Annotated in this window: 20 protein-coding genes and 2 pseudogenes; 15 read left to right on the forward strand and 7 right to left on the reverse strand. The window is 49.9% G+C overall.

Annotated elements, in window-relative coordinates; all coding sequences use genetic code 11:
- From ACZRKZ_RS00635 to tnpC, 5 genes and pseudogenes are all read left to right on the forward strand, one after another.
- Entirely contained in the window at window positions 1–2,130 is a 2,130-nt protein-coding gene (locus tag ACZRKZ_RS00635) for a hypothetical protein (RefSeq protein ID WP_146013197.1), read from the forward strand.
- A 15-nt stretch (window positions 2,131–2,145) separates the two neighbouring features.
- Window positions 2,146–2,589: a hypothetical protein gene (locus ACZRKZ_RS00640; RefSeq protein WP_017734294.1), complete on the forward strand. Its 444-nt coding sequence runs from the start codon at window positions 2,146–2,148 to the stop codon at window positions 2,587–2,589.
- Between the two features lie 1,440 nt (window positions 2,590–4,029).
- Window positions 4,030–4,360 (forward strand): annotated as a pseudogene (locus ACZRKZ_RS00645) (hypothetical protein).
- 215 nt (window positions 4,361–4,575) lie between these two features.
- The gene (gene tnpB, locus ACZRKZ_RS00650; protein WP_224794378.1) at window positions 4,576–4,935 is read left to right on the forward strand and encodes an IS66 family insertion sequence element accessory protein TnpB; all 360 of its coding nucleotides are present in this window, start codon (window positions 4,576–4,578) and stop codon (window positions 4,933–4,935) included.
- A gap of 18 nt (window positions 4,936–4,953) precedes the next feature.
- The gene (gene tnpC, locus ACZRKZ_RS00655; protein ID WP_257780978.1) at window positions 4,954–6,498 is read left to right on the forward strand and encodes an IS66 family transposase; all 1,545 of its coding nucleotides are present in this window, start codon (window positions 4,954–4,956) and stop codon (window positions 6,496–6,498) included.
- Window positions 6,499–7,117: 619 nt separating this feature from the next.
- Here tnpC and ACZRKZ_RS00660 read toward each other — a convergent pair.
- Window positions 7,118–7,492, reverse strand: coding sequence for an AbrB/MazE/SpoVT family DNA-binding domain-containing protein (locus ACZRKZ_RS00660; protein WP_017734290.1), 375 nt, complete (start codon window positions 7,490–7,492; stop codon window positions 7,118–7,120).
- Between the two features lie 159 nt (window positions 7,493–7,651).
- Here ACZRKZ_RS00660 and ACZRKZ_RS00665 point away from each other — a divergent pair, with 159 nt between their 5' ends.
- The 4 genes from ACZRKZ_RS00665 (at window position 7,652) to istB (ending at window position 11,403) form a co-directional block, all read left to right on the forward strand.
- On the forward strand, window positions 7,652–8,818 hold the full coding sequence (locus ACZRKZ_RS00665) for an SAVED domain-containing protein (RefSeq protein WP_017734289.1): 1,167 nt from the start codon (window positions 7,652–7,654) through the stop codon (window positions 8,816–8,818).
- Window positions 8,819–9,004, forward strand: a complete 186-nt coding sequence (locus ACZRKZ_RS00670) for a hypothetical protein (RefSeq protein WP_017734288.1) — start codon at window positions 8,819–8,821, stop codon at window positions 9,002–9,004. It begins immediately after the preceding gene.
- A gap of 103 nt (window positions 9,005–9,107) precedes the next feature.
- A complete protein-coding gene (istA, locus tag ACZRKZ_RS00675; protein ID WP_102619021.1) occupies window positions 9,108–10,607 on the forward strand; it encodes an IS21 family transposase in 1,500 nt (499 codons plus the stop codon).
- The gene (gene istB / locus ACZRKZ_RS00680; RefSeq protein WP_029241171.1) at window positions 10,600–11,403 is read left to right on the forward strand and encodes an IS21-like element ISPsy20 family helper ATPase IstB; all 804 of its coding nucleotides are present in this window, start codon (window positions 10,600–10,602) and stop codon (window positions 11,401–11,403) included. Before istA ends, istB begins: the two co-directional genes overlap by 8 nt.
- A 214-nt stretch (window positions 11,404–11,617) precedes the next feature.
- Here istB and ACZRKZ_RS00685 read toward each other — a convergent pair whose 3' ends face one another.
- Window positions 11,618–11,893, reverse strand: coding sequence for a hypothetical protein (locus ACZRKZ_RS00685; RefSeq protein WP_017736212.1), 276 nt, complete (start codon window positions 11,891–11,893; stop codon window positions 11,618–11,620).
- A 182-nt stretch (window positions 11,894–12,075) separates the two neighbouring features.
- On the opposite strand from ACZRKZ_RS00685, the pseudogene ACZRKZ_RS00690 reads away from it, so the two are divergent.
- The 6 genes and pseudogenes from ACZRKZ_RS00690 to ACZRKZ_RS00715 form a co-directional block, all read left to right on the forward strand.
- Window positions 12,076–12,385, forward strand: a pseudogene (locus tag ACZRKZ_RS00690) (IS66 family transposase); the annotation flags it as partial.
- 419 nt (window positions 12,386–12,804) lie between these two features.
- The gene (locus ACZRKZ_RS00695) at window positions 12,805–13,029 is read left to right on the forward strand and encodes an IS66 family transposase (protein ID WP_153326449.1); all 225 of its coding nucleotides are present in this window, start codon (window positions 12,805–12,807) and stop codon (window positions 13,027–13,029) included.
- A 641-nt stretch (window positions 13,030–13,670) separates the two neighbouring features.
- Window positions 13,671–14,576, forward strand: coding sequence for a cation diffusion facilitator family transporter (locus ACZRKZ_RS00700; protein ID WP_026136732.1), 906 nt, complete (start codon window positions 13,671–13,673; stop codon window positions 14,574–14,576).
- 567 nt (window positions 14,577–15,143) lie between these two features.
- Window positions 15,144–15,818, forward strand: coding sequence for a heavy metal response regulator transcription factor (locus ACZRKZ_RS00705; protein WP_017736210.1), 675 nt, complete (start codon window positions 15,144–15,146; stop codon window positions 15,816–15,818).
- Complete coding sequence (locus ACZRKZ_RS00710; protein WP_017736209.1) at window positions 15,815–17,233, forward strand: heavy metal sensor histidine kinase; 1,419 nt, start codon at window positions 15,815–15,817, stop codon at window positions 17,231–17,233. Before ACZRKZ_RS00705 ends, ACZRKZ_RS00710 begins: the two co-directional genes overlap by 4 nt.
- A 735-nt stretch (window positions 17,234–17,968) precedes the next feature.
- On the forward strand, window positions 17,969–18,190 hold the full coding sequence (locus ACZRKZ_RS00715; RefSeq protein ID WP_026136731.1) for a hypothetical protein: 222 nt from the start codon (window positions 17,969–17,971) through the stop codon (window positions 18,188–18,190).
- A 240-nt stretch (window positions 18,191–18,430) separates the two neighbouring features.
- On the opposite strand, the gene ACZRKZ_RS00720 is transcribed toward ACZRKZ_RS00715, so the two are convergent.
- The 5 genes from ACZRKZ_RS00720 to ACZRKZ_RS00740 form a co-directional block, all read right to left on the reverse strand.
- Window positions 18,431–19,831 carry an ArnT family glycosyltransferase gene (locus ACZRKZ_RS00720; protein WP_017736207.1) on the reverse strand — a complete coding sequence of 467 codons (1,401 nt, stop codon included), beginning with the start codon at window positions 19,829–19,831 and terminating at the stop codon, window positions 18,431–18,433.
- Window positions 19,825–20,808 (reverse strand): glycosyltransferase family 2 protein, encoded by a 984-nt coding sequence (locus tag ACZRKZ_RS00725; protein WP_026136730.1) that lies wholly within the window; start codon window positions 20,806–20,808, stop codon window positions 19,825–19,827. The genes ACZRKZ_RS00720 and ACZRKZ_RS00725 overlap by 7 nt, the downstream gene beginning before the upstream one ends.
- Window positions 20,774–21,193 carry a GtrA family protein gene (locus ACZRKZ_RS00730; protein ID WP_081609224.1) on the reverse strand — a complete coding sequence of 140 codons (420 nt, stop codon included), beginning with the start codon at window positions 21,191–21,193 and terminating at the stop codon, window positions 20,774–20,776. Before ACZRKZ_RS00730 ends, ACZRKZ_RS00725 begins: the two co-directional genes overlap by 35 nt.
- Before the next feature lie 630 nt (window positions 21,194–21,823).
- The gene (locus tag ACZRKZ_RS00735; protein ID WP_017736204.1) at window positions 21,824–22,150 is read right to left on the reverse strand and encodes a DUF2790 domain-containing protein; all 327 of its coding nucleotides are present in this window, start codon (window positions 22,148–22,150) and stop codon (window positions 21,824–21,826) included.
- A gap of 156 nt (window positions 22,151–22,306) precedes the next feature.
- A complete protein-coding gene (locus ACZRKZ_RS00740) occupies window positions 22,307–25,462 on the reverse strand; it encodes a CusA/CzcA family heavy metal efflux RND transporter (RefSeq protein WP_017736203.1) in 3,156 nt (1,051 codons plus the stop codon).
- Window positions 25,463–25,471 lie beyond the last annotated feature (9 nt).

Genomic DNA, 25,471 nt, shown 5'->3' on the forward strand with positions numbered 1-25,471 from the left:
TTGGAATTATTAAAGAAATTAAAAGCAATCGGTATGCCAAGTCAACTAATCGATAAGTGCACGCGGTGGATGCAGATTTTGGAAGATGATATCGATTTTTTTTCTGACAAATGGAATGTTTTGCGTTGGAAAAGACGTCCCGGTAATGCGCGATATTCAAATGTTCTTTTTTCGTCCATTAGTAATCTTGGTCTCAGAGCTGTAGCTAAAGCATACATATTAAATAAGCGCTGGAAATCTAATATCTGTGATGCTACCGCCGTTGGAGATATGAGGGCTATCAAAAAACTGGACGAAATCTTAGGGTCAAAAAGTATTATGCAGGTGAATAATGGTGATTTTGAAATTGCCGTGGGGAACAACGTCAATCTTCAAAAAAAGTTATTTAATTTTGGTTCTTGGCTGAGAATAAATCTAGGTCTTAGAATAAGTTATAAGGCGCTCGCAACCAGCACTATAGAGCATGGTCGGGATGGAACTGAGGAAGGGAGACGTAATAAACTCATACCTATTGAGGTGATGAGAGATTTTTTCGGGCTAGCGTCGAACGAAAGTCTTGCTCCGAAAGATCGCTTTTTTATAAATGCAATTGTACTGAATTCAGCAATGGGGGGGCGTGTTGGCGAGCTGGCAAGTTTGCCAGTTGATTGTTTAGTATTTCATGAGGGCGCGTGGGTGCTCAGACTGTTTCCCGAAAAGGTCGAAGGTCAGACGTTGAGATTGTTTCCACAGGATTTGCTGCCGGCAGTTAAAAGTGCAGTCGAGTTCTTGAAGAACCTAACAGTGGAGGGCAGACGTATAGCGCGCAAAAGAAAAGAATCATCGGCTGTCGATTGGTATAAGGTTTGGAAATCGCCGGAAGCTACAGAGTACTATGCGAGGAGATTTTGTCACGAGTGGACCACCAGCTTTAGTATCTTTACGCCTGATGCAGTTTGGGTTAGTAAACGTAATCAATTTATAGATTTTGTTGGAGTCCAGCGGCGCCTGGGTATCACTGGAGGAGCTAAGTATGTAGGTGTTAGTGCAAGGCATTTTAAAAGACAGGTTAACAGGCAAATGGCACTTAAAGAAGGTGTCTATTATTCTTTTGATTCGAATTGGCGCTCGTTTCCTGTGACGCTTGATACTCCTAATTGGAGGGAAGTATTGTTGGTGCATCCTCATTCGGTTTCATTCAATCGCTTCGAGCAGTTTTATCAGATGCGCTTTAGGCATCACAAAACAGCGACTAGTATTGTGAGGAAGATTTTTGATGTGTGTCTTTCGGATCAGTTGTTGAAAAAATCGTTCCCATTTACATATGACTCCAATTTTGAGGGAGAATTTCATAAACAAATTGAGCCAGTTATTCGAGATGGTACTGGTGCAGTGCTTGAGGTTGAGGATGCGCTGATGGTTCTACCCCGTTTCTTTTTTCATACTTCGTTCAATACGGATTTGGCTAATTATACGATGGTATCTCGAGCACAATTTTGTTATTGGCTGGCCGATGCCGCGAAAGGCCTAGATTCAGTTTTTTCTAAATACAATGTTATTGATCCTAGAACTGGTAATGTTGCCACTTTCACATGGCATGATATACGACACTGGTTGAATACTGTTTACAAGCAAGGGGGGCTGACTGATTTGCAAGTTAATGCGCTCTTGTCTAGAAAAAGCTTAGCGCAGGCGCGAGTATATGATCAGACGTTAGCGATCGATAGAAGCAAAGTTGTTCAGGATTTGCTGACAAGCATCCGGCAAGATAAAGCCATTGGGCAAATACAAGAGACTTATAACATTTTGGGCATGACCGATCGCCAAACTGCCGAACAATACCTCAAAGCCGCAGTACGGATTGTCAATCCAATGCCACATGGGGGATGTACATTAGATTTAGCTCTGAAAACGTGCAGGCATAGTCTCTCTTGCTTGTCAGTCAATGAGCGAGGAGACTGCTGTGAAAGTTTGGTGGTGGATGTAGAGAATGAAGGTCAATTTATTGAGCTGAAAAAAATCAATGATGATGCTAATACTATTAGGGAATATATTCAAGCGAACGGTGGGGAAGGTGGTCATCAAGATGTCCATTTCAGCCGCGTGGCAAGAAGTACCGCTCGCCTGTTGGAGGTTCGCCAACTTAAGTAGCGCCGGAGACTCAAAATGCAGCGTAGAGGAAAGCGGTTGAGTGAGTATCTTAATAAGTCGTTGAATGCATTGAATACTGAATATCTAAGTCGTGGGGAACAATATGTATATAGCCAAAAGGAATTAGCCGTTTTTGCGAGCGTTTCTAGAGAAACTATCAGGAAGCATCAGGGGGAGCTTGATGAAGCCATATCTACACTTTCTCTTAAAAAATATAGTCTGGACAAGGACTCGCACGCTGCCAATTTAAAAGTGAAAATTTCAAAGCTAGAGAATGACTTGACTCGTACAATCATGAGTTATGAGGCGTTGCGCGTGCAATATTTGCACGTGATCAGCGTTATCGTAAAAGAGTCGTTAGATATTTCTAAGTTTATTAGGCGTGATATGGCAGGTGTGGTCGAATGCCCTATTTGCAATCGAATGCCGGAGGTGCGTCTACATGCTATGGACCCTTAGCTGCAATTCGGTAGAAATCAATTTTTTATACTTGATTCGAAGTGTAGGCGCGAATTATTAAATCTATTCCAACCTCAGCGATACCCATAGATAAGGGATATGATCAAATGATTTACTTACCCTCGAAGCTAAGGCGCGCTCATTGAATAAAAATGGCCGTGCATAATTTTATATGGCTTTTAATATGTAGGCGGCTTCAGTCATTATTAAATTCAGTTTGCTAATTTTGGTGATTGGCATTTCAACTAGACGAGCTTTGTTGAAGTTGGTAAATAAGAAGAATCAGCGGATTTTTAATTTTAATATTTTGTGTCGTGAATCCTCTAAGTTGAAGGCGGGCCTACAATAGGTGTAAAAATTTAAGATAACCTGACCAGGTTGGATTTAAATACGTTAAAGTACTGGGAAACGGACGGCATTATCATCTTGAAGATACATTCAGAAAGTATGACAATGAAAATTCCGGGTTAACGAAAACTCTTCTTCAGAAGCTTGATTCCTCAAAGCCAGAGTCTTGACCACGAATTGCTCAGACTGTATGCACTAAAACTTGTAAATATGATCAGAAATCCTTACGTGCGTAAAGCGCACCCTCGGAATATTTAGAGAGATAATTGGTGCTGTGCCAGACTTTATGCAGAAAAGCGTTATTCGTGTTCACAAAATTTTGATAATGTGGATATGCTTCTTACTTTCAATAAATATTGTGTTTGTTTTACTGGTTTAAATGTTTTCTGCGCTTTGGGAACACCTTTTGGTATACCGTTTCAGCCGCAGAACTTTTCAGGTCTTCACTCTGTTGATGTGGCTGGACCGAAGTTGTCTTAATTGATAATTTTCTTATGACTGACTGTTACCGCTGAATGCTAAGTGCTCCCACACCTATCTGAATATATCCTGGTGACTATAGATTATAGTCAGCAGGATATATTCGGATATTTTCCGCCGGCAGCTATGCATCAGTACGGCAGCGCTACTCTTGCGGTCATTGCCGAAACTAGAATGGTTGAGGTGATGTTTATTCAAGTGGCAGAACGGTTTGCGTTGTGAATCACCATGCTCCAGCGTTTGGTGATACCTTTACCCCAAGACCCCCCTAAAAAAACGATTAGACCTAATGAGATTGACCATGAAAGGCAAACGTAAGGCCGAAACATCCAAGTGGCTCATGAAAGGTCAATTCGAGAGGGAGGCGAGGCTAATACTGCGGAGACGATCCCGTGATGCTTCGAACCATTTCCTTGATGCTGCAGCTATATTTGGAGTCGAGCATGAACCGGTAGGTTTGCTAACGGGTAAATTGCTGTGAGTGATTATATTCTCAAAACTCGCCTCCTAACGTTGTAGAAACCCCACCGATAGTTGATTGCCGGGGGCTTTTAAGGAGATAGATTGACCGCTACTGATCGACAGTTGTCAGTCACTCTTCTGAGAAATAGTATGAATACGGAATTGATGGAAGATGAGATGCGTGGGGCGCTATTCGGTGATTCTGAGCCCTCTACGCCCGCAATTAACTCAGACGTTCAGGACACAGTCACGGATGTCGTGATCGTGCAACCGGGGAAGGCAGCGAGGAAAAAGGCGGTTTCAAAAGGCTTCACATCTAGGTTGAAAGTTACGCTCCGTGTGGGGAGCGAATTCGAGGGTGAGACGCACCAGATGGTGCATGAGGCCGATACGCTGAGCTTACTAGTTGCAGAACGAGAAGCTACAAAGACGGCCAAAAAAATTTAGGTTTGTGAAAGTAGTGTCGGTCACATCGATGTAAGTGGGTACTCTCACTTTTCGCCCGCGGGGTATTAAGCCGCCTTCACTTACCGCGGGGTCATCTAACAGGTTCGTGTCGATTGAAGCTTAAAATATTAGGGGCGTCAGTCATATCCCGGACTGGATTTAACGTAAGCGCTCCATGAACCCCACATTCATAGCGCTTAGCTGATGCCGGATGCTGTGCTCCCGATTCTCTCAGGAGGCCAGCTCGTCATGATGCGACCCGACGCCAAAGTTGAAAAAGTTTATCTCTACCCCAAGCCCGTGGACTTCAGAAAGTCCATTAATGGGCTCGCTGCGCTGGTCGAGCTGGACATAAAAGTGGCGGTGTTCGATCCCGTGCTCTTCGTTTTTCTCAACAAGCCCCGTAACCGCGTGAAGATTTTGTACTGGGAGCGCAACGGCTTCTGCCTTTGGCTTAAGCGCTTGGAGTTCGAGCGATTCAAAACATCGCCTGATCTCAGCGATGAAGTGATCGTTCTGAGCGTCCAGGAACTGAACTGGCTGCTCGACGGTTTTGACCTGTGGCGCAACCGTCCTCACCAGGTTTTAACTCCGCGCTACGTAGCCTGACCCGGTATAATCCGGGCCATGATTTCTCTGCCCGACGATCTTCCTGATGACCCCGTTTTGCTCAAGCACATGCTGCTTGAGGCACTCAATCGCCAGGAAGAAGTTGCCCAGGCTTATCAGGCTCACATCGTCGACCTGAAAGGACAGATCAAGCTGTTGCGCGACCACTTGTTCGGGCGTAAGTCCGAGCAGACAGCGCAGCCCAATACGCCGCAACTTGCACTGTTCAATGAGCCTGAAAGTGAGCCGATGCCATTGATCGGCGATGCTGAAGAGGAAGTCGTTTCCCCGGTGCCGCGCCGAGGAAAACGTAAGGTATTGTCGGCTGAGCTGCCGCGTGTCGAGGTCATCCACGAACTGCCCGAGCATGAACTGACCTGTGCCTGCGGTTGCCGCAAGCACGTGATCAGCGAAGAAATCAGCGAACAGCTGGATATCGTGCCGATGCAGATCCGTGTCATCAAACATATCCGTAAGGTTTACGGTTGCCGTGGGTGCGAAACGGCACCGGTCACCGCCGACAAACCGGCTCAACTAATCGAAAAGAGCATGGCCAGCCCAAGCGTTCTGGCCATGTTGCTGACCACCAAGTACGTCGATGGCTTGCCGCTGCATCGTTTCGAGACGGTGTTAAGTCGACACGGTATCGATATACCAAGGCAAACACTGGCGCGCTGGGTGATGCAGTGCGGCGAACACTTTCAGCCACTGCTGAACTTAATGCGCGACCGATTACTGGAAAGCCCGGTGATCCACTGCGATGAAACTCGTGTTCAAGTATTGAAAGAGCCAGGTCGAGACCCGACCAGCCAATCCTGGATGTGGGTACAAGCCAGCGGCCCGCCAGATCGCAAAGTCGTGTTGTTCGAGTACACGTCCAGCCGTGCGCGGGAGGTTCCGTTGCGTCTGCTGGAAAGTTATCGCGGCTATGTGATGACCGATGATTACGCGGGCTATAACGCCTTGGCGTTGCAACCGGGGGTTGAACGGCTGGCCTGCATGGCCCATGCGCGCCGCAAGTTTGTCGAGGCTCAGAAAGTGCAGCCGAAGGGCAAGACGGGACGTGCCGATATCGCCCTAACAATGATCAACAAGCTGTATGGCATCGAGCGCGAGCTCAAGGACAGCGATGATGAACAGCGTTTAATCGGCCGTCAGCAAAAGAGCGTTCCGATCCTGGCTCAGTTGAAAGGCTGGTTGGAAAAAACGCAGCCGCAAGTCACGCCACAAAGTGTGCTGGGTAAGGCCATTAATTATCTGGCCAGCAACTGGAGCCGGCTGGAGCGTTATGTACAAGCCGGTTTTTTACCTATCGACAACAATGCGGCCGAAAGGGCGATAAAACCGTTCGTTATCGGTCGTAAGGCGTGGCTGTTCAGCGACACGCCCAAAGGCGCTACCGCCAGTGCTCAGATATACAGTCTGGTGGAGACCGCCAAGGTCAACGGCCAAGAGCCTTATACGTGGCTACGCCACGTACTGGAGCAGTTACCACATGCGCAGTCGGTGACGGACTATGAAGCACTGCTGCCGTGGAACTGTTCGCCAGAGATACGACGTTAAGCCTGACCCTATCGTGGTTGGTTGGATCGCACGCTATCGAGACCTTTCGATATGCTTTGCTGTACCGCCAAATCCACCATGCACGTAATAGATTCGGTACGTTTTTTGGGCCTCCAAAGTCCTGTAAAAACAGAAAATTCTACCCCCGGTACAAAAATAGTCCTACCCCCGGTACAGGTCAAAACTGGCTCACATGAGCATAGATAGGGCTTACTTCTGCATTTCCGTGGCATTTTTGTGCCATTGAAATAACCAAATTTTGGCATTTTTGTGCCACTGAAATAGCCAAACATTGGCATTCTTATGCCAGCAAAATGGTAGGTGAGCTATTTATGTTCCACAGGTAGAGAAATATGGGGCACCGCGTCTGGGATCAGGTGGTGACTTTGAATGTGGGGTTCATGGAGCGCTTACGATTTAACACCATCAATCGATCCAACTCTCAATGTTTAAGTGGTCGCCAACCCAAGCCAGGTATCTAAGGGTGGCGACAGGTAAAAATCGACCAGTTGCAGCGTAGCACCGCAGTTTCTTGTCTAACCCAATAGAGTTTTCTTCGCCGTCGATTGCCCCAATTTCTGTGTGCTAACCTGAGATTTAACTCGAGCCCTGAAATGGTTCAGGGGATAGTTTGATCCTTCGACTTAGGAGTTAAAACAATTGCTCCGTCGACCACTTCAATGGTCAATTCATCGCCGATACTGAGTCCCATGCTCACGAGTAGGTCGGCAGGTAAGTCAACGATGACGTCTCCACTTCCATCTGTAGGATTTTGGCATTTCACGTTCCAGCGCTGAGCTTCGATCATAATATTCTCCACGAGTTGGTCTTGGTAGGAACGATTCATTATGCTCGCGATGCCTAAGCCGGTTGAAGCGTGATAATCACTGCCGTCTGCTTTTGGCCGATTTTCTGCCTCTCCCGAAGTGCTGCAACATACGCTTTGGTCAGCGCCATTACCCATCAGCATTTTCCAGAAAGCGAAAGCTGCCATCACTCCGTTTCGATGAGTCAAAACAAGCGTCCTGCTCGAAGTTGGCTCAGCATTGGTCACCACTCAGATCTCTCTTGAATTTGAGGCAAATGACCTTAATATGATCTTATCTTGCCATCATCGTTTTCAATCATGGATGTTTCTCGGGGGTAGGTCGAAATGGCAGAACCAGAAGACGCTAAGCCCGCGATTGGGCGCTTTAACACGAATGATGAGACGAAGCGGATCGTATGGACACAGACCGCTGGTCATTGCGAACTGTGCGGCACAGATCTAACGTTCGACTATCGTGCCGGCAAGCCAATGAAATGGGGCGAGGTGGCGCATATCCTACCCGCCAGTCCCAAGGGGCCTCGGGGACGCGCGGATCATGATGCTGAGGCGCACACGAACGATACTGCTAACCTGATGCTCCTGTGCCCAGGCTGTCATGACAAAATTGATCGTGACGCAGACGGTTATCCTGAAAATGATTTGAGTGGTTTACACCAAGCATACCTAGAGCGCATCCGAATCGCCGCAACGACCCCTGATGGTGGCAGAGCGATTCCTCTCATTGTTCAGAGTCAGCATTTCCAGACGATCAACGATATTCCCGTTCGCGATCTATTGACTGCGATGTCTGCGGAGGGATTAACCGCCTTCGATCAAGGCATCAAAATTGCCTTCCCTGCGCCCGGACCGCGCGGCAGGGACGCTGCCTATTGGCAGAACGTCAAAGACAGCATCCAGTATGAGCTGGAGCAGCAACTCAAGCGTCGGGGCGGCACCTATGGCGACTCGCCCGCGCTAGCAGTAGTAGGCTTGGCCGATATCCCAGCTTTGATGATGTTGGGCCAGAGCATCGGCGATCGTTCCAAACGCTTAATCTTCTCTTTTCACCGCGAGCATCTTTTGCGCTGGCCCGATCAGTGTGCTGAGCCGCCCAGTTTTCTGTTCACGCCTCCACCCAACGGCGATGGTCCACTGGCGTTGGTGCTCTCCATTTCTGCACAAGTTCCAGTTCGCGACGTGACCGACGCTCTACCCGGTGCACGTATTGCAGAGCTGTCGATCCCTGAACCAAGCTACGCGATGGTACAGAACCGTCGGGTGATTCATGCCTTTCGCGACGCACTCCAAATACGACTGAGTCAGCTTGAGGCTCTGACTCCCGATCCTATCCACGTCTTCGCTGCCATTCCTGCGGCACTGGCCATCGAGTTTGGCGCGTTGCTCACAACGCAGCATCAACATACGTACCTGATCTTCGATCGGGACAAAGAAAACCAAGATCGGTTTACGCAAACACTGCAATTGGGCTCGGTGGCCCAGGAGGCTATGTAAATGCTTTTGAGCAACGAACAGACCAAGCGCAGCAGTTGGGAATATTTTCTGCTTCGCGCCGCGCGGGAAATCTCGCTGTCGGAAGCGCAGTACGAAAAAATCAACGACCGCTACTCCCAACTGGAAAAAATCCTCTCGGCTTCTGACAATCCGTTGCTCGCTGAGGCCCATATCTGTTGCCGCTGACCGAAAACTGACCCAGTAGAGGCTCTTCTGCCGACTGAAAACTGACCCAGGTGTTCAACTGCTTCTGCTCACTTTTCGAGCAGGAGAACACAGGGTGATCAGCATGGAAATGTTGGGAAAAATCCGGCGGATGTACTTCCGCGACAAGCTCTCGCTGCATCAGATAGCCAAGCGTACCGGGCTGTCGAGAAACACCATCCGAAAATGGGTCAGAGCGCCCGAAGCCATTCAGCCAGCGTACCAACGGTGCGCAACCTTCAATAAGCTCAGCCCTTTTCACGAGACCCTGGAGCAGGCGCTCAAGGCCGATTCGTTCCGGCCAAAACACAACCGCAGGAGCGCCAAAGCACTTTTTGAGCAGATCAAAGCCGAGGGTTATGACGGCGGTTACAGCCAGCTCACGGCGTTTGTGCGCTCTTGGCGAGGCGAGCAAGGCAAGTCTTTACGCGCTTTTGTACCGCTGACGTTTGCGCTCGGTGAGGCCTTTCAATTTGACTGGAGCGAAGAAGGCCTGCTGATCGGTGGTCTTTTTCGACGTATCCAGGTCTCCCACATGAAGCTGTGTGCCAGCCGCGCATTCTGGTTGGTTGCGTACCCCAGCCAAGGCCACGAGATGCTGTTTGATGCCCACACCCGTTCGTTTGGAGCGTTGGGTGGTGTGCCGCGTCGCGGCATCTACGACAACATGAAAACGGCTGTCGACAAGGTCAACAAAGGCAAAGGGCGCACGGTCAACGCCCGGTTTTCCGTGATGTGCGCGCACTATCTGTTCGATCCGGACTTCTGCAACGTGGCCTCTGGCTGGGAAAAAGGCATCGTCGAAAAGAACGTTCAGGACAGCCGGAGGCGAATCTGGCTCGATGCTCAAAACTGCATGTTTCACACCTTCGAGGAACTGAATGTCTGGCTCGGCCAACGTTGCCGGTCGCTCTGGAGCGAACTGGTGCATCCGCAGTACAACGGGCTGACGGTGGCCGAGGTCTTAGAGCTGGAGCAGGTCGAAATGATGCCAATGCCGACGGCATTTGATGGCTACGTCGAGCGTACCGTGCGGGTCTCCAGCACCTGCCTGATCAGCGTGGCGCGAAATCGCTATTCAGTGCCATGTGAGCGCGTCGGCCAGTGGGTCAGTAGCCGTTTGTACCCTTCGCGGATCGTGGTCATTGCCGACGAAACGGTGATCGCCAGTCACGAGCGCCTCTTTGATCGAGATCAGGTCAGTTTTGACTGGCAGCACTACATCCCACTCATCGAACGCAAGCCTGGTGCATTGCGCAACGGTGCGCCATTTGCTGATCTGCCAAAACCGTTACGGCTTCTCAAACGAGGACTGAGGCGTCACACCAACGGTGATCGAATCATGATGCAGGTACTGGCTGCTGTGCCAATTGCGGGGCTCGAACCTGTGCTGGTGGCGGTGGAGCTGGTACTTGAATCGGGAAGTCTGAGCGCCGATCACATCCTCAATGTCCTTGCCCGCCTGACCTCCACCGCACTACCTCCCAGTGTAGAAACCAGCCTGCAACTCAAGGTCGCGCCTGTTGCCAATACAGCACGCTACGACCGGCTCCGTGCGACCGATGAGGAGAATCGCAATGCGTGACCTAATGACTGAACTCAAAGAACTTCGCCTGCACGGCATGGCCAGTGCTTGGGAAGAACTGGTCTCTCAAGGAACAGCGTCGACGGCTTCATCGAAATGGCTGCTGGAACATCTGCTTCAGCAGGAACATGCGGATCGCGCGGTGCGCTCGGTGAATCATCAGATGAACATGGCAAAACTCCCCATGCACCGTGACTTAGCTGGCTTTGACTTCAGCGCTTCCAGCGCTGATGCCCGGCTGGTCAGCGATCTATCCAGCTTAGCGTTCACTGAAACGGCGCAGAATGTCGTGTTCATCGGCGGCCCTGGAACCGGGAAAACACACCTGGCCAGTGCCTTGGCTGTATCCGGAATCACGGCCCACAACAAACGCGTGCGCTTCTTTTCCACGGTGGATCTGGTGAATCTGCTGGAGCGTGAGAAGTACGATGGCAAGGCAGGGCGAATCGCCCAGGGACTGCTTCGCACAGACCTGGTGATACTGGATGAGCTGGGATATTTGCCCTTTAGCCAAAGCGGCGGTGCCCTGTTATTTCACCTGCTGTCCAAACTGTACGAACACACCAGCGTGGTCATCACCACCAACCTCAGCTTCTCGGAATGGTCGAGTGTGTTTGGCGACGCCAAGATGACCACCGCGTTGTTGGATCGGCTGACACATCACTGCCACATCGTCGAAACGGGCAACGAGTCCTACCGCCTACAACACAGCACCTTGGCCGCCCAGACAAAGATCAAGTCACGGGAACGAAAGCGCAAGGACGGAGATGATGTCGAGGACGATGAGCCATTTTGATCCGCACCATAAATACCCTGCTGCATGCCTACATGCGGTGGGGGTTGATGCGTCTTGAATCGGCCCACTGCTGCTAAGCTTATCCACAATTGCTGGGACAGAAATCAGCAATCCGTCCTGGGTCAATTTTCAATCGGCAGGGTGGGTCAGTTTTCAATCAGCGCCAACACACCTTCCTGCTAAAGACGGCGCATCTTGCTCGCCATGGAGCGGCTCACCTAGCCAATTGGTGCGCGTACTTGATCACATGGGCAGGAAAAAATTCTTCATAAAAAGCAGTGGGAATGCCGAGGATACTTATCTCGATGCAATCGGGCAGAAGCTCTTCAGCGTAATCCAGAATGGCGACTCCCATAGATGGAATAACCAAGCCTGCTTCGGTTTTTACTGAAAGGGCCAAACCGGACTGGTTGAAGTGATTTGTGCGGCACTCGTTTTGAATAGCAGGATACCCAGTGGTTGGCTCGAATTGGCCGAAAGCAACGCCCATGGGAGGATCTCCACTCTCCAGCGACGAGTTGCCAACCAAAATCAATCCGCTATAAATCGAAAATCGCGCCATCTGATCGCCTATTGCTTGCCGTGGCATTGGATATTTATGGTGTTTATCACTTGATTAGCTTGAATGCGAGAGCGCCGTGGAGGTTCGGAAGATGACTTGGCCGAACGCTTACGGCCATCAGCAGAGCACTCGATTACAGCCTGAAACGCTGGGCAGCGCTATCGCACTAACTCAATGACGGGAGCGTTCCCATAGATAACAATTGGGCGGAAAACCAAATTAGGCCATGGCGCTTGGACGCAAAACTGGCTCTTCGCAGGGTCGTTGCGTAGCGGAAAAAGGGCTGCGGCAATCATGAGCCTGATTCAGTCTGCGCGCATGAACGGCACATGACCCGTATGGCTATCGCGGTTGTCGACGCAGAGGGCCAGTGAAATTGGACAGTTGTTGGCGCACCAGTGGGTAGCTCCATCGGATTGATCTAATGGGTGTCACCCACTGGATTTCCCATTTTTTTCCCTGTCGTTGGCTAGATTTTCTTAACCGCGCCAAGAATTTCTTAAAATGTGCGCCAAACACTCAGAAAATATTAACCGAAAATGGCCGCGTAACCACTATTTTCGGGTTTTCCGCTTATCGGCGGTAAGCGTCCCGCAATCACACCTTGCCGCACTGTGCTTTCTGGACGACCTGGACTTTGAACGGTTGGCATAAGAGCTACGTTGGCACATGGGCATCCTAGCTATAAGGGTGATCGCGTTCGCTTAAAAATACGCGGGCACCATCGCCCTTAATGCTGGAGTTCGGTAGGTGACTTGGCCGGACGGTTACCATTCCGTCAGGCATCTCAGTAGTCAGAACTCCTGCCTGCCTAGATTGTTGCCGTCAGAGTTTTCGCTTTGGGTGGGTTACCAACCGCTTACCACGCACGAGCCTGCTTGGGCGGATGGAACGGCAAGCTGGTCTGCGATGACTTTGCCGGCTACAAGGCAGGCTTTGAGCTGGGCGTTACGCAGATCGGCTGCATGGCCTATGCCCGCAAAGTTCTTCGACTTGCATGCGACCAACAAGAGCTAGATCGCCGAAAAAGCACTGCCCTACATCGCGGCCTTATACGAAGTTGAACGAGAAGTCTGTGAGCTGAAACCGGGTGATCGACAGCGAATACGGCAGGAAAAGCAACGCCAATCACCGACGCACTTCATACCTGGATGACCTCCCAAAGATAGCTTGTGCCTGAGGGTTCGGCCATCGCCAAGGCCCTGGATTACAGTTTCAAAAACTAGATAGCGCGGGCGGTACTGTGCCCATCGCTTACTCTGAGAATTTAATAGCAGCGTAACGCCCAGTCTTTATTTAAAGCACGTAGCGATTTATACCTAATCCTGGCTGGTAGCGTATGGGAGTCAGGAATATTCTGTGAGAGCCTAAAGTTTTCCGACAATTTTAGTGTAGCCACTCACTCATAACGACACGATGACCGCGTAATTACAATCCCGACAGAATCCCGCCTAGACCTTTTGATTTCGCCTGAGTCGCCTTATGATCAAAATCAGTAGCAATCTACCACTTGAAACGTAGCCACCGTTTAGCATGGCGCTTAAAACTCAGCATTCGTAAAGTCGTTATTTTATCCTATACCTGACCAAAATATGATTTTTTCTAAAAGTCGGCGAACAGAATACTTAATTAAGCTATATTTAGGAAACACGTAGCTCCATAGCAGGGCAAGTGTGCGTCCTCTACGTTACGGAAGGAGAAGTATGTGGCATCTAATCACTCTCATGGCGCTGCAGCGCTAAGTGAAGGTCACCAGAAAAAGCTAGTCATGGCACTGGCCTTGACAGGCAGCTTCATGATTGCTGAAGTGATCGGAGCATGGATTACTGGCAGCTTAGCATTGCTGTCCGACGCGTCGCATATGCTTACAGATACTGCCGCCCTGATGATTTCGTTGATTGCGCTTCAAATAGCCAAGCGGCCAGCAGATCAGAAACGAACTTTTGGCTATGCTCGCCTGGAAATTTTAGCATCCACATTCAACGCCCTATTGCTCTTCATGGTGGCTATTTACATTTTGTACGAAGCTTATCAACGCTTCCTAATACCTTCTGAGATCGCAACCGGCGCGATGATGTGGATCGCTATTGGGGGCCTTGTTGTAAATCTGATATCGATGCGCTTGCTCTCCTCAGCGAGTAATGAAAGTCTGAATGTCAAGGGAGCCTATCTCGAAGTTTGGAGCGACATGCTTGGGTCATTGGGCGTGATAATTGCCGCACTTATAATCCGGTTTACGGGTTGGAGTTGGATCGATACGGTCGTCGCCGTAGCGATCGGAGTATGGGTGCTGCCGCGCACTTGGCAGCTAATGCGCGAGAGTTTGGGAATCCTTATGGAAGGGGTTCCTGGCGGCCTCAACATTAAGGAGATCGAGTCGACGATTCTACGTGTCGATGGTGTCACAGACGTTCATGATCTACATGTTTGGGCTGTAAGTAGCGGTCGCAACGTACTGACGTCGCACGTTGTAGTTCGCGACTCAGTAGATCGAGATGCTGCGCTAGCAGATGTAATCAATGCGGTAAGTCATGCGTTCGACATTCACCATTGCACAATTCAAATGGAGAATACGGACTTCCATAAGGACACTCCAATTCCTCCACACTAGTCAACCTAGAAAAATTAAATCGTAGGATTAATATTGAAGGCGTCAGCACCAAAAATTTAGATTAATTTTGGCTCATTACTTAGCGTCGAGAGACAGGTCAATTAAAAATTATTTTATTGTCACGTTGCGTTAGCAACAATGCCACCAGCTGAAGGTTACAAAACTAAAATATTGGCACGTTAAGCAGGAATATAATTTTTACTCGGATCGATTGATGCCAAATCACAATGGAACTGACCAAAAAAATATCCAGCGGCTCTCGAGCAGAATAGTCTGGTGCATCCGCCAGTCGTGGCAGTGCTCAACTACCTGATTGATCAAAGCTATGCTGCACCAATAATTTAAATCGCCACAACTTTCAGTGGCCTTGCGATCAAATTAAAAATTTGTAATTTTTCGCCAAAACCCACTATTTCGCGTTAATATTTGAGCATCCTGAGTTGATCACGGCGTATTGATATAGGTAGAAATCACCACATGCCAAGCACGCAGAGAAACTTTAAACTGGCCTTAAATCACGATCAGGGAGAGCTCGGCCCACTCCTTACTCACACCTTGAGATAAGTTATGCGCGTACTAGTTGTGGAAGACGAGATTAAAACCGCGGAATATATTCAGCAGGGTCTATCCGAAAGCGGGTACGTCGTAGACATTGTACACAATGGTGTTGATGCTCTTCACTTGTTCAATACGATTGTTTATTCGCTCGTACTCCTAGATGTGAACCTCCCTGGCATCGATGGTTGGGACCTCTTGGAAACTATCAGAAAAACTAGCCGGGTTCGCATCATCATGCTGACTGCCCGCGGACGCATTAATGACAAGCTTAGGGGCTTGGATGGTGGTGCAGATGATTATCTCGTCAAGCCCTTTGAGTTCCCCGAATTGCTTGCTCGCATCCGGTCACTGCAAAGGCGTGGCGATGAGCTTGTCGAGAAGAGCACACTTATAGTTGCGGATTTGGAATTGGATTCCTTGCGCCACAGAGTATGCCGAGGAGCGACACGCATTGATCTCACCACAAAGGAATTTGCTCTCCTGCACCTACTAATGAGCAGAACAGGCGAAGCGCTTGCCCGTTCGCAAATAATCTCGTTGGTCTGGGACGTAAATTTTGACTGCGATACTAACGTCATTGATGTCGCCATCCGGAGATTGCGCTCAAAAATTGATGATCCATTTGAGACCAAGCTCATACACACACTTCGAGGCGTCGGATACGTGTTGGAGGAGCGTACATGAGGCCTTTCAGCCTCGCTGTGAAGGTGGGATTCAAAGTTGGAATGATGAGTGCGGCGTTGCTGCTTCTTTTCGCCACCTTCGGTTATCTGATGGTGAGCCAAGCTCTTGAGAGAAACGCCCGAACCGACCTCGAAGTGAAAATGGCAGGCATGGCTCACAACCTTTCCGCAATCACTGCTATTTCTGGTGTAAATGCAGACGCCCACCAGCTTGTTGACTTGGTCATGGGGCATAACAATCTTTACGTCAGCATCTTCGAATCGACACAAACTCTAACTCCATTGCTCTCGATAGGCTCGAAGCAAGTCAACATGGAAGTGCACAAATTCCAGCCTACCGAACAGGCGGAGCAGCGAGAGTGGCGCGACTCGACGGGCCGCCCGCTAATGAGCGCCTCACGAGTCATGCGCTTAGGCGATGGAACCGAAGTTAGTGTATTCATGACCATGGACCAGTCATCTAACCATGCCCTTCTTGATGCGTTGCTCACCTGGGCATTAATGGTGTCGCCTCTTATTCTCATGCTGATCTTGGCAATTGGGTGGTGGACTGTACGCAGAGGACTGCTCCCCCTCACCAAGTTCCTGAAGGTCGCCTCAAGGATTTCCACCGAGAGCCTTGAGCATCGCCTTCCAACAAAGGGGATGCCGGCAGAACTTAAGAATCTCGCCGATGGAATTAACATCATGCTGATGCGTTTAGACGACGGAGTTCAGCAGCTTTCGCAGTTCTCTGACGACCTTGCTCACGAACTGCGGGCACCACTGTCTAACCTGATGGGTAAAGCTCAGGTCGCGTTAACCCGGGAACGATCCCTCCCTGAGTATAGAGAGGTCCTAGAGTCGTGCACAGAAGAGCTACATCGCATGAGCCGGATGGTTTCCGACATGCTATTCCTAGCCCAAGTCAGCCACCCAGCGTCAATGGTAGAGTTCGGAAGCGTATCTCTAATCGACGAAACTCAGCGGGTCTGCGATCTGTTCAGCATTTCGGCCGAAGAAGGTGAGATACAGCTCCAGATCGCAGGAAGTGGAGACGTGGTGCATGGTAATCAGATAATGATTCAGCGAGCCGTCTCGAACCTGGTCTCGAACGCGATCCGCTACTGCCCTCGTGGTCGGACGGTTTACGTGAAGGTTCAACGTGGTGCTGACGGCGCCACATTGAGTGTTGGCAATCCGGGACGTGGGATCGCCAAGGAACACCACGCGCATTTGTTCGAGCGATTTTACCGGGTGGACAAAAGTCGAGCACGAAGCGAGGGTGGCACCGGTCTTGGCTTAGCTATCGTTCAGTCAATCATGATTTTGCATCAGGGTTCGGCAAGCGTGGAAGTTACGGATCAGAATTTCACTTGGTTTCACCTTAACTTCCCCGAAGTTCAAATGAAACAACAAGAAATGAAGCCAGCTTAGCTCCGTGTAACGAAGAAGGCCCGGTTATAGATGGGCCCCCTTCGCTCTAGGTGCAGGTGCGAATGCCTGAGACGTAGCCGACGCGTGGGTGCTCAAGGACTCACTGACGTTATGCGAGAAAAAAACTCTATCGCCAGAATCCTCACATGGCGCGTAGAAAACCGACGGTCTCTGAACTTCAGACCGAATAATTCGCAACCGTTGCTTTTGCCTAGCGCTCAACGATCAGAGACCCCGCTATACTCTGCAGAATTTGAAATGCTTCGAACTGTAAGTCGATCTCGACGGCATGAGGCCGCACCTTCTCTCTTGCACCTTCCCCCGGAATATGCGGCGGAGATCGTAAATTCATGGAAAAAAATCAATTGATCTCCCCCCGACCGCGTCGCGCGCCCTAATGTGAAATGAAAGCTCACTTAGCTGTAAATTGAGTCTTGATGCATGGGCGAAAATCAAAGACTTCTGCCACTCAGGGCTCTAAAACGAACATGATTAGCTCCTTGGCAAGCAAGAAAAGCCTACAGTGTTAATGCACCGGATATCAAAATTGAAAATTAATAAAAGCCCCAGCTCTTCATCGTCTTTTGTTATCGCCTGGAAGACTTAAACCTTCTCGCCAAGCGTAAAATTACGAAATTGTAATTATTAACTCACCTTGCCGTTAGCTTCGTAATCCTAGACTAGTAACCAACAAAGGATGCTATCAAGGCAGACCTAGTGAATATCGAGGCTTCAATGAAATTCGTAAAATACTTCTCTATTGGCAGCCTGCTAATTGGGCTTACAGGTTTCGCGTTTGCTGAAGATGGTTTCGAGCGAACTAAGCAGTTCAAGGAAAACTTCCGAGCCGAACAGGCTCGCTTGTGGGGCCCTGACTCCTCGGAGCAAGGTAAACAGAAAGTTGCTCAAGAAAAGCAGGAAGAGCGTCAGGATCGTCAGGAGCAAGCCGACAACTAATAGGCGGTTAGATGTAAAATGACGATTCGTATCGACGAAAAGCCAGATTAATATCTGGCTTTTTCTTACATTTAGTGTTAGCTATTCCAGCGGTGATAGACGGAACTACTCAGATACAGAGATTATCTCTAAGACTTATTGTTCTTTTAAATCTGAAATAACGTCACGCTTTGAGTATGTCCTTCATCGGATGATCATTTTCGATTAGAGCCCGCTACGCCATCTGCTGCAAAATCTTCACTATCTTGGCCCAGTATTCTCCCAACGACAAAGAAGCAGTAGGCTTGCGTTCGTTTCGGTAACTCTTACGCAACCTAGGCCTGTAGGCAGATCAGCATTGCTGTCGCGCAAACGCCTGGAAAGATAGAAAAAGCTGTTGCGAGGCCACTCATCAGGATCTTTGATGTTTTCGGACATTCCCCTACTATAAAACTCAGAAGAATACGAACGACGGCCAGGATAGATCAGGGCACCCGATTGAGCCGACTGTGCTTTGAACCAGGCGTCAACCACATCTCGCTGGTTTTGAGGGCGTTCGTCTAGTACTCCAGCGTAAATGATACCTGCGCCCACAATTGGCAGCAGGAAAGCGCTCGCTGCAGCAGCCCGGCTGGTATAAAGGCCGACTTCACTGATTCGCCCTGCAAGAAGCAGCGCCCAGGCGGGTAGAGCCGGGAGCAGATAGGTCCAGAGAATGTTGCCAGAGAACGTGAAGAAGAGAGGCGTGGCCAATGCCCAGAGCCACATATAAGCCTCGAAACGCCGCATCGATGCTCTTCTGCGAATCATTAGAGGCAGGAAAAATGCCCAAGGCAACAGCGACAGACCGAGCTGGATCCAGATGGTGCCATATGGCTTGGCATGTGCACTGCCATATAGGTCCCCAGCCCAATCACTAATTACATATCGGCTCCAGTGTTCACCAACAAAAAAATATTCCATGAACCCAGGCGTCTTTATTTCGGCCGCGACATACCAAGGCACAGAAATACCGAGCATGAGAATAATCCCGGTTACCCACGGAAGCATCATCATCCGATTCCATTCTTTGTGGATGACGATCCAGGCGAACGCCGGCATGCCCATCAACACCAGTGTCAGTGGTCCCTTAGCGAGTAAGCCCAAGCCAAGACCTAAGAACATCAGATAGGCATCCGCTTTGCCTGCACACTTCATCCAACGCCAAAAACCATAGCTAGCAAGCAGTATCGAGAACGACAGAACAGGGTCAGTCAGTACAACACCACTGGATACCAGGCCCAGTGTCGTGCTTGAGAAGATGATGGCTCCCCAGATGCCAGCCCTGCGCGACATCTCCTGGGTCGCGAGCTTAATGATGATAAAGCAGCTTGCTAGGTGAAGTAGCCAAGCTGGAAATCGGGCAGCGAATTCGTTGATACCGAATAACTTCATGCTCGCTGCCTGAGTCCAGAAAGACAGTGGCGGCTTACCCCAAAACGGTACTCCATAATCGAACATTGGGGTAATCCAGTCATTCAGTTCGACCATCTTGCGTGCCATTTCGGCATAGCGTGCTTCGGACGTATCCATCAGGGGATATGCTCCCAGCCCCAGAAGACGTAAAAGCAGAATCGAGATTAGGATCCACAGCAGTGTCCGCTCGTTTTTCAAGTTCAGCATTTCTTACTCTCGATCGAGGAAACCGGAGGGTGAATAGTCACGGGGGTTGCTTTGTTATTGCTCTTCAAAAAATAAAGCGGTCGGCGTTTGACTTCCGCGAGCGTCACACCCAAGTACTCGCCCACCATGGCAACCCCCAAGCACATAAATGAAGCCATTCCGAGCAGCAAGTGATGGATGTCGAAGGAGCCTGCCACGAGCGCAGCGAGCAGGAAACAGATACTGGAGACGAAGAAGCCGAAGCTAATGAGGCTGAATATACGCAGCGGCTTTCGAGAGAAACTGAGAACACTTTCAATGGCTAGATTGAACAGCCCAGCGGCGTTCCATTTGGTATTACCCGCATGACGAAAAGTGCGATTGTAGGGTAGCTCTATGGTACGAAAACCCACCCAGCCGATCAGGCTCTTAAGAATTCTGGAGCGTTCGTCTAGCGCTCTCAATGCAGCCAATGGCGCAGGGCCAATCAGACGGAAGTCACTGACATCCGCCGGGAGATCAACTTTCTCCACCAGTCGCTGCATGATCCAGTAGTAACTGCGCGCACTCATGCGCTTTAGCAAGGAATCGCCGGTTCGCAAGTCGCGTTGCATGTTCACAACGTCGTAACCCATCTGCCAGTGGTGCACCATGCTCGTAATGAGTTCAGGCGGGTCCTGCAGGTCCACGTCAATAAAGATCAATGCGCTACCGCGCGCGTGGTCGATGCCTGCACTTAACGCAGCCTCTTTGCCGAAGTTTCGGCTCAGGAACAGGCAGCGTACATCAGATCCATCCTGATAGTGGCGAAGTAAGTCTGCAGTACGGTCATTGCTTCCGTCGTCGATATAAAGAATCTCGCACGAGACAGGCAAACACCTTACGACGCGGGTGATGCGCTTGTGAAATTCGGGAATGGTTTGCTCTTCTTGAAAGCAGGGCACCACAATGGTTAACAAAGGATCAGGGCGTTCGGAAAGCCGATGTAATGTCTGCATGATTGAATGTCCAGAAACGGTGTGCGATGAATCCGAGCGCAGTTAGGATTAACGTCACCAATATCTGGGATATAAACGGTGACAGGTCAATTTTAATTAAGACCCACATGCCCATTCCATTACCGAGGTTTGTCGCCAACGAAATCAGCAAAAACCTAATGGGTTGAAGCTTACAATCTCCCTTCGCTATAAAGCAGAGCCTTTTATTACCAACATAGCTAACAAACGCGCCTAAGACGCCTCCGCTAACGCTGGCCAACACTGGATCAGCAAACCCGCTCGCGACCAGTGCAAGGAAAACAGAGTAATGCATTCCCGTTGCAATAGATCCGACCCCTAGATAACGAATAAATAACGCTACAATAGGCAAGTTTTTATTTTCCATCTGCGAAGCTTAAGGAGTTCAAAGTGAAAAAAAAGTGAAAATTACATGTGATTTCAGAGCTGAATAACTTCAACATGACTCGAAAATTACAATTTTGAAAAAAACAGATAATCCATATCACAAGTATAGATACCCCACATTACCCTGCTGCGAGTTGAATGGGTGACCACATAGTAAGTTTGTCTATCGCAGAGATTAGTTAGTGCAGAGAGACTGGAATCACAATTGTACGCTTCTAGGATTTCCCACATACCACAAGCTTCCAATTTACTCCACAGGTCGAAGTCTTAGAAATACACTGCCCCAATCATTCGGCCTCGCCAATTTTAGCCGTCTTAATATCAAAATATTCAAAAGGTTAAGTACCAAAAGCTCACTCTGAGCAAGCTGCGATCAGGTTAATCTAGGGAAAGTTACTATTGCTTAGCCATCAGGAGGGTCAACCAGATGTTATGAACTCGATCGTTCTGAATGCAGGTGTTCCAACCAAGTATATTAGCTATAACGTATTAAGGCTTGAGGGCGAGTAGCACCGTCGGTGCAACAATTTTTGCCTAGTACCACTCCAGGCGCCTTAAAAAACGCCAGGCATTGCCTGGCGCTTATTAAATGCCTAGCCATTCAAAAAATTCAGCTTTTGTTATTCGGGCATTGCGAGAATACAGAATAGCGAATCGTCTTGAGTTCACCCTGGGGGTCTTCGTAGCTCATCAATCGTGAATAAATCTGGCAAGTACGAGGGTCCTGGGATTGACGTACGAATTTCTCTACATCAATCTTCATGCCGTATTTATAGTCGACAATCTCTGGCATAGGCTTGTTATTTTTTTTCGCGTAGGCAGCCACGGCACTTTGGTGCTCCTGGATGTATTCCATCTGCTTCTTCTCCGAAAAAGTAGTGGCTTGCGAAGTCATAGAGCAAAAAACAAGTGCAGCTGCAACAATAAGCTTTTTCATAAGTTTCTCTCGATATCAATGTCACTGGATGCAACCTTATCAATTCATAGGCATCACCGGCATGACGGAAAACTTACAATTTTGAAAGGTGAAATATCGACCCTATAAAAACGAAAAAGCCCACAACTGTTGTTGTGGGCTTTTGTTTATCGGCTATCAGCTTTCTGCTTCATCGCCGTCATCATCCTTGCGATGTGCCCATTGATACAGAGCAGGCAACACCAGCAAGGTAAGTGCGGTGGAGGACAAGATACCGCCGATCACGACTGTAGCCAGCGGCCGCTGAACCTCTGCACCGGTACCGGTTGCCAGTGCCATAGGTATGAATCCCAGGGATGCAACAAGGGCAGTCATCAGCACTGGCCGTAATCGAGTCAATGCGCCTTCATCAACTGCGTGACGTAGGGTACGCCCTTCCTCACGTAGTCCGCGGATAAAGGAAATCATTACCAAACCGTTCAACACAGCTACACCGGAAAGCGCAATGAATCCGACCCCTGCCGAGATCGACAGCGGGATATCCCGCAGCCAAAGCGCGACTACGCCACCCGTGAGTGCGAATGGGATCCCGGTGAAGACCAGCATGCCATCCTTGAGGTTGTTGAACATCAAGAACAACAACGTCATGACCAACAGCAAAGCTACCGGAACAACTACCTGCAGACGTTTGGCTGCTGACTGCAGTTGCTCGAACTGACCACCCCACGTGGTCCAGTAGCCAGCGGGAATCTCCACGCCGGTTGCCAGAGCACTGCTCGCTTCTTCAACAAACGAACCAAGGTCACGCCCCCGAACGTTTGCGCTGACCACAACAACACGCTTACCGTTCTCTCGGCTTATCTGGTTCGGACCTAGCTGCAGATCCAGGCTAGCCACTTGGGACAGCGGAATGAAGCCGATTTGATTCGCCCCTTGTGCCGCATTCGGCGGCACGGGAATCAGCAAGCCGGACAACCCCGCTACATCTGTACGCAGTGTTTCAGATAGACGTACCACCATATCGAAGCGGCGATCGCCCTCATAAAGCGTGCCGGCCTGACGACCACCTACTGCGATTGCAATCGCATCTTGCACTGCGCCGATGTTCAGGCTGTAACGTGCTGCCTTCTCCCGATCAATATTGATGGTAAGTACAGGCAGGCCTGTAGTCTGCTCTACCTTCACCTCCGAAGACCCCTGGACACCCTTTAATGCAGTGGCTATCTTCGCTGCTGTTCGATTTAGAACGTCCATGTCATCGCCGAACACCTTGACGGCCACGTCACTGCGGACACCCGAAATGAGTTCGTTGAAGCGCAGTTGAATAGGTTGGGACAACTCATAGTTGCTGCCAGGCACACTTGCTGCAGCTTTCTGAACTTCAGCAATTAGCTCTTCACGCGATCGATTGGGATCTGGCCACTGGTCTTTCGGCTTCAGCATCACGTAAGCGTCTGAGATATTCGGCGGCATTGGATCGGAAGCAATTTCCGCTGTGCCGGTACGGGCAAACATTCGCTCGACCTCAGGCACCTGCTCAATGACGGCTTTTTCCAAGCGCTGCTGCATGTCTACGGACTGAGTCAAGCTAGTCCCCGGTACTCGTAAAGCCTGCAGCGCAAAATCCCCTTCACTCAGACTCGGAATGAACTCACTGCCCATTCGGCTCGCGAGCACACCACTTAGAACGACCAAGGCTATGGCGGCGGAAAATGCGATGCTTCTATGCTTAAGCACCCACTGCAGAACGGGAGCGTAACGCTGCCGTGCAATACGCATCACCATCCCCTCTTCTTCCTTGACCTTGCCTGTGACGAACATGGCAATTGCCGCAGGAACAAAGGTTACGGAGAGAATCATCGCGCCGACAAGTGCCATCACCACGGTAAATGCCATGGGGTGGAACATTTTTCCTTCGACACCGGTGAGTGCAAAGATCGGCAAATACACAACCATGATAATCAGCTGACCGAAGATCAAGGGGCGGCGAGCTTCCCGTGCAGCTGCAAAAACCTCGTGAAAGCGCTCGGCTTTGGTGAGCATCCGCCCATGCTTGTTTTGTGCATGAGCCAGGCGCCTGATTGCGTTCTCGACAATCACTACCGCCCCATCAACAATGATGCCAAAGTCGAGTGCGCCAAGGCTCATCAAGTTGGCACTGACCTTGTTGTTGAACATGCCTGTAAACGTGAACAACATGGACAACGGGATCACCATGGCAGTGATCAGTGCCGCACGGATGTTACCGAGGAACAGGAACAAGATAACGATTACAAGAATCGCCCCTTCAATCAGGTTCTTCTTCACTGTCGATATGGCTTTTTCAACCAAATTGGTACGGTCGTAGACGGTAACGGCAACAACGCCCTTGGGTAGGGTACGGTTAATGTCAGCCAGTTTGGCTGCAACAGCTTGAGATACTGTCCGGCTGTTTTCGCCGATCAGCATGAACACCGTACCCAATACAACCTCTCGACCGTTCTCAGTAGCAGCTCCAGAGCGGAGCTCTTTCCCGATGCTGACTTCAGCGACATTGCTGACTCGAATCGGCACGCCATCGACACTGGTAATCACAATATTGGCGATATCTTCGATACTGCCTACCTGGCCGGGTGCGCGGATGAGCAACTGCTCACCGCTGCGCTCGACGTAACCGGCGCCAACGTTGGCGTTGTTGCTTTCCAAGGCAGCGACCAGATCATTAAGAGTCAGCTTGTAAGTGGCCAGACGTTTCGGATCCGGAGCAATCAGGTACTGCTTGGCATAGCCACCAATGGTGTTGATCTCGGCCACACCCCGGACGTTGCGCAATTGTGGCTTGATTATCCAATCCTGGATCACGCGCAAATCAGTTGGTGTATAGGCCGTACCATCCTCTTTGACAGCGCCTTTCTCAGTCTCGACAGTCCACAGGAAGATCTCGCCGAGACCCGTTGATACAGGCCCCATCACTGCGTCTACGCCATCCGGCAACTGCTCCTTCGCTACCTGCAGTCGCTCGTTGACCTGTTGCCTAGCGAAGAAGATGTCGGTGCCGTCTTCAAAAATGACGGTGACCTGAGATAGTCCAGAGCGAGAAAGGGAACGAGTCTGCTGAAGGCCCGGCAAGCCAGCCATTGCCGTTTCAACTGGAAAGGTAATTCGCTGTTCGGTTTCCAACGGAGAGTAACCAGGAGCAGCAGTGTTGACCTGAACCTGTACGTTGGTAATATCTGGTACTGCATCAATAGGCAGCTTTTGATAGCTGTAGACACCGATACCGGCCATGATCAGCACGGCTATCATTACAACGATGCGCTGCTCAATGGCGAATCTTATGAGACGTTCAAACATGTGGAATGA

The organism is Pseudomonas sp. c313, from assembly GCF_055407145.1.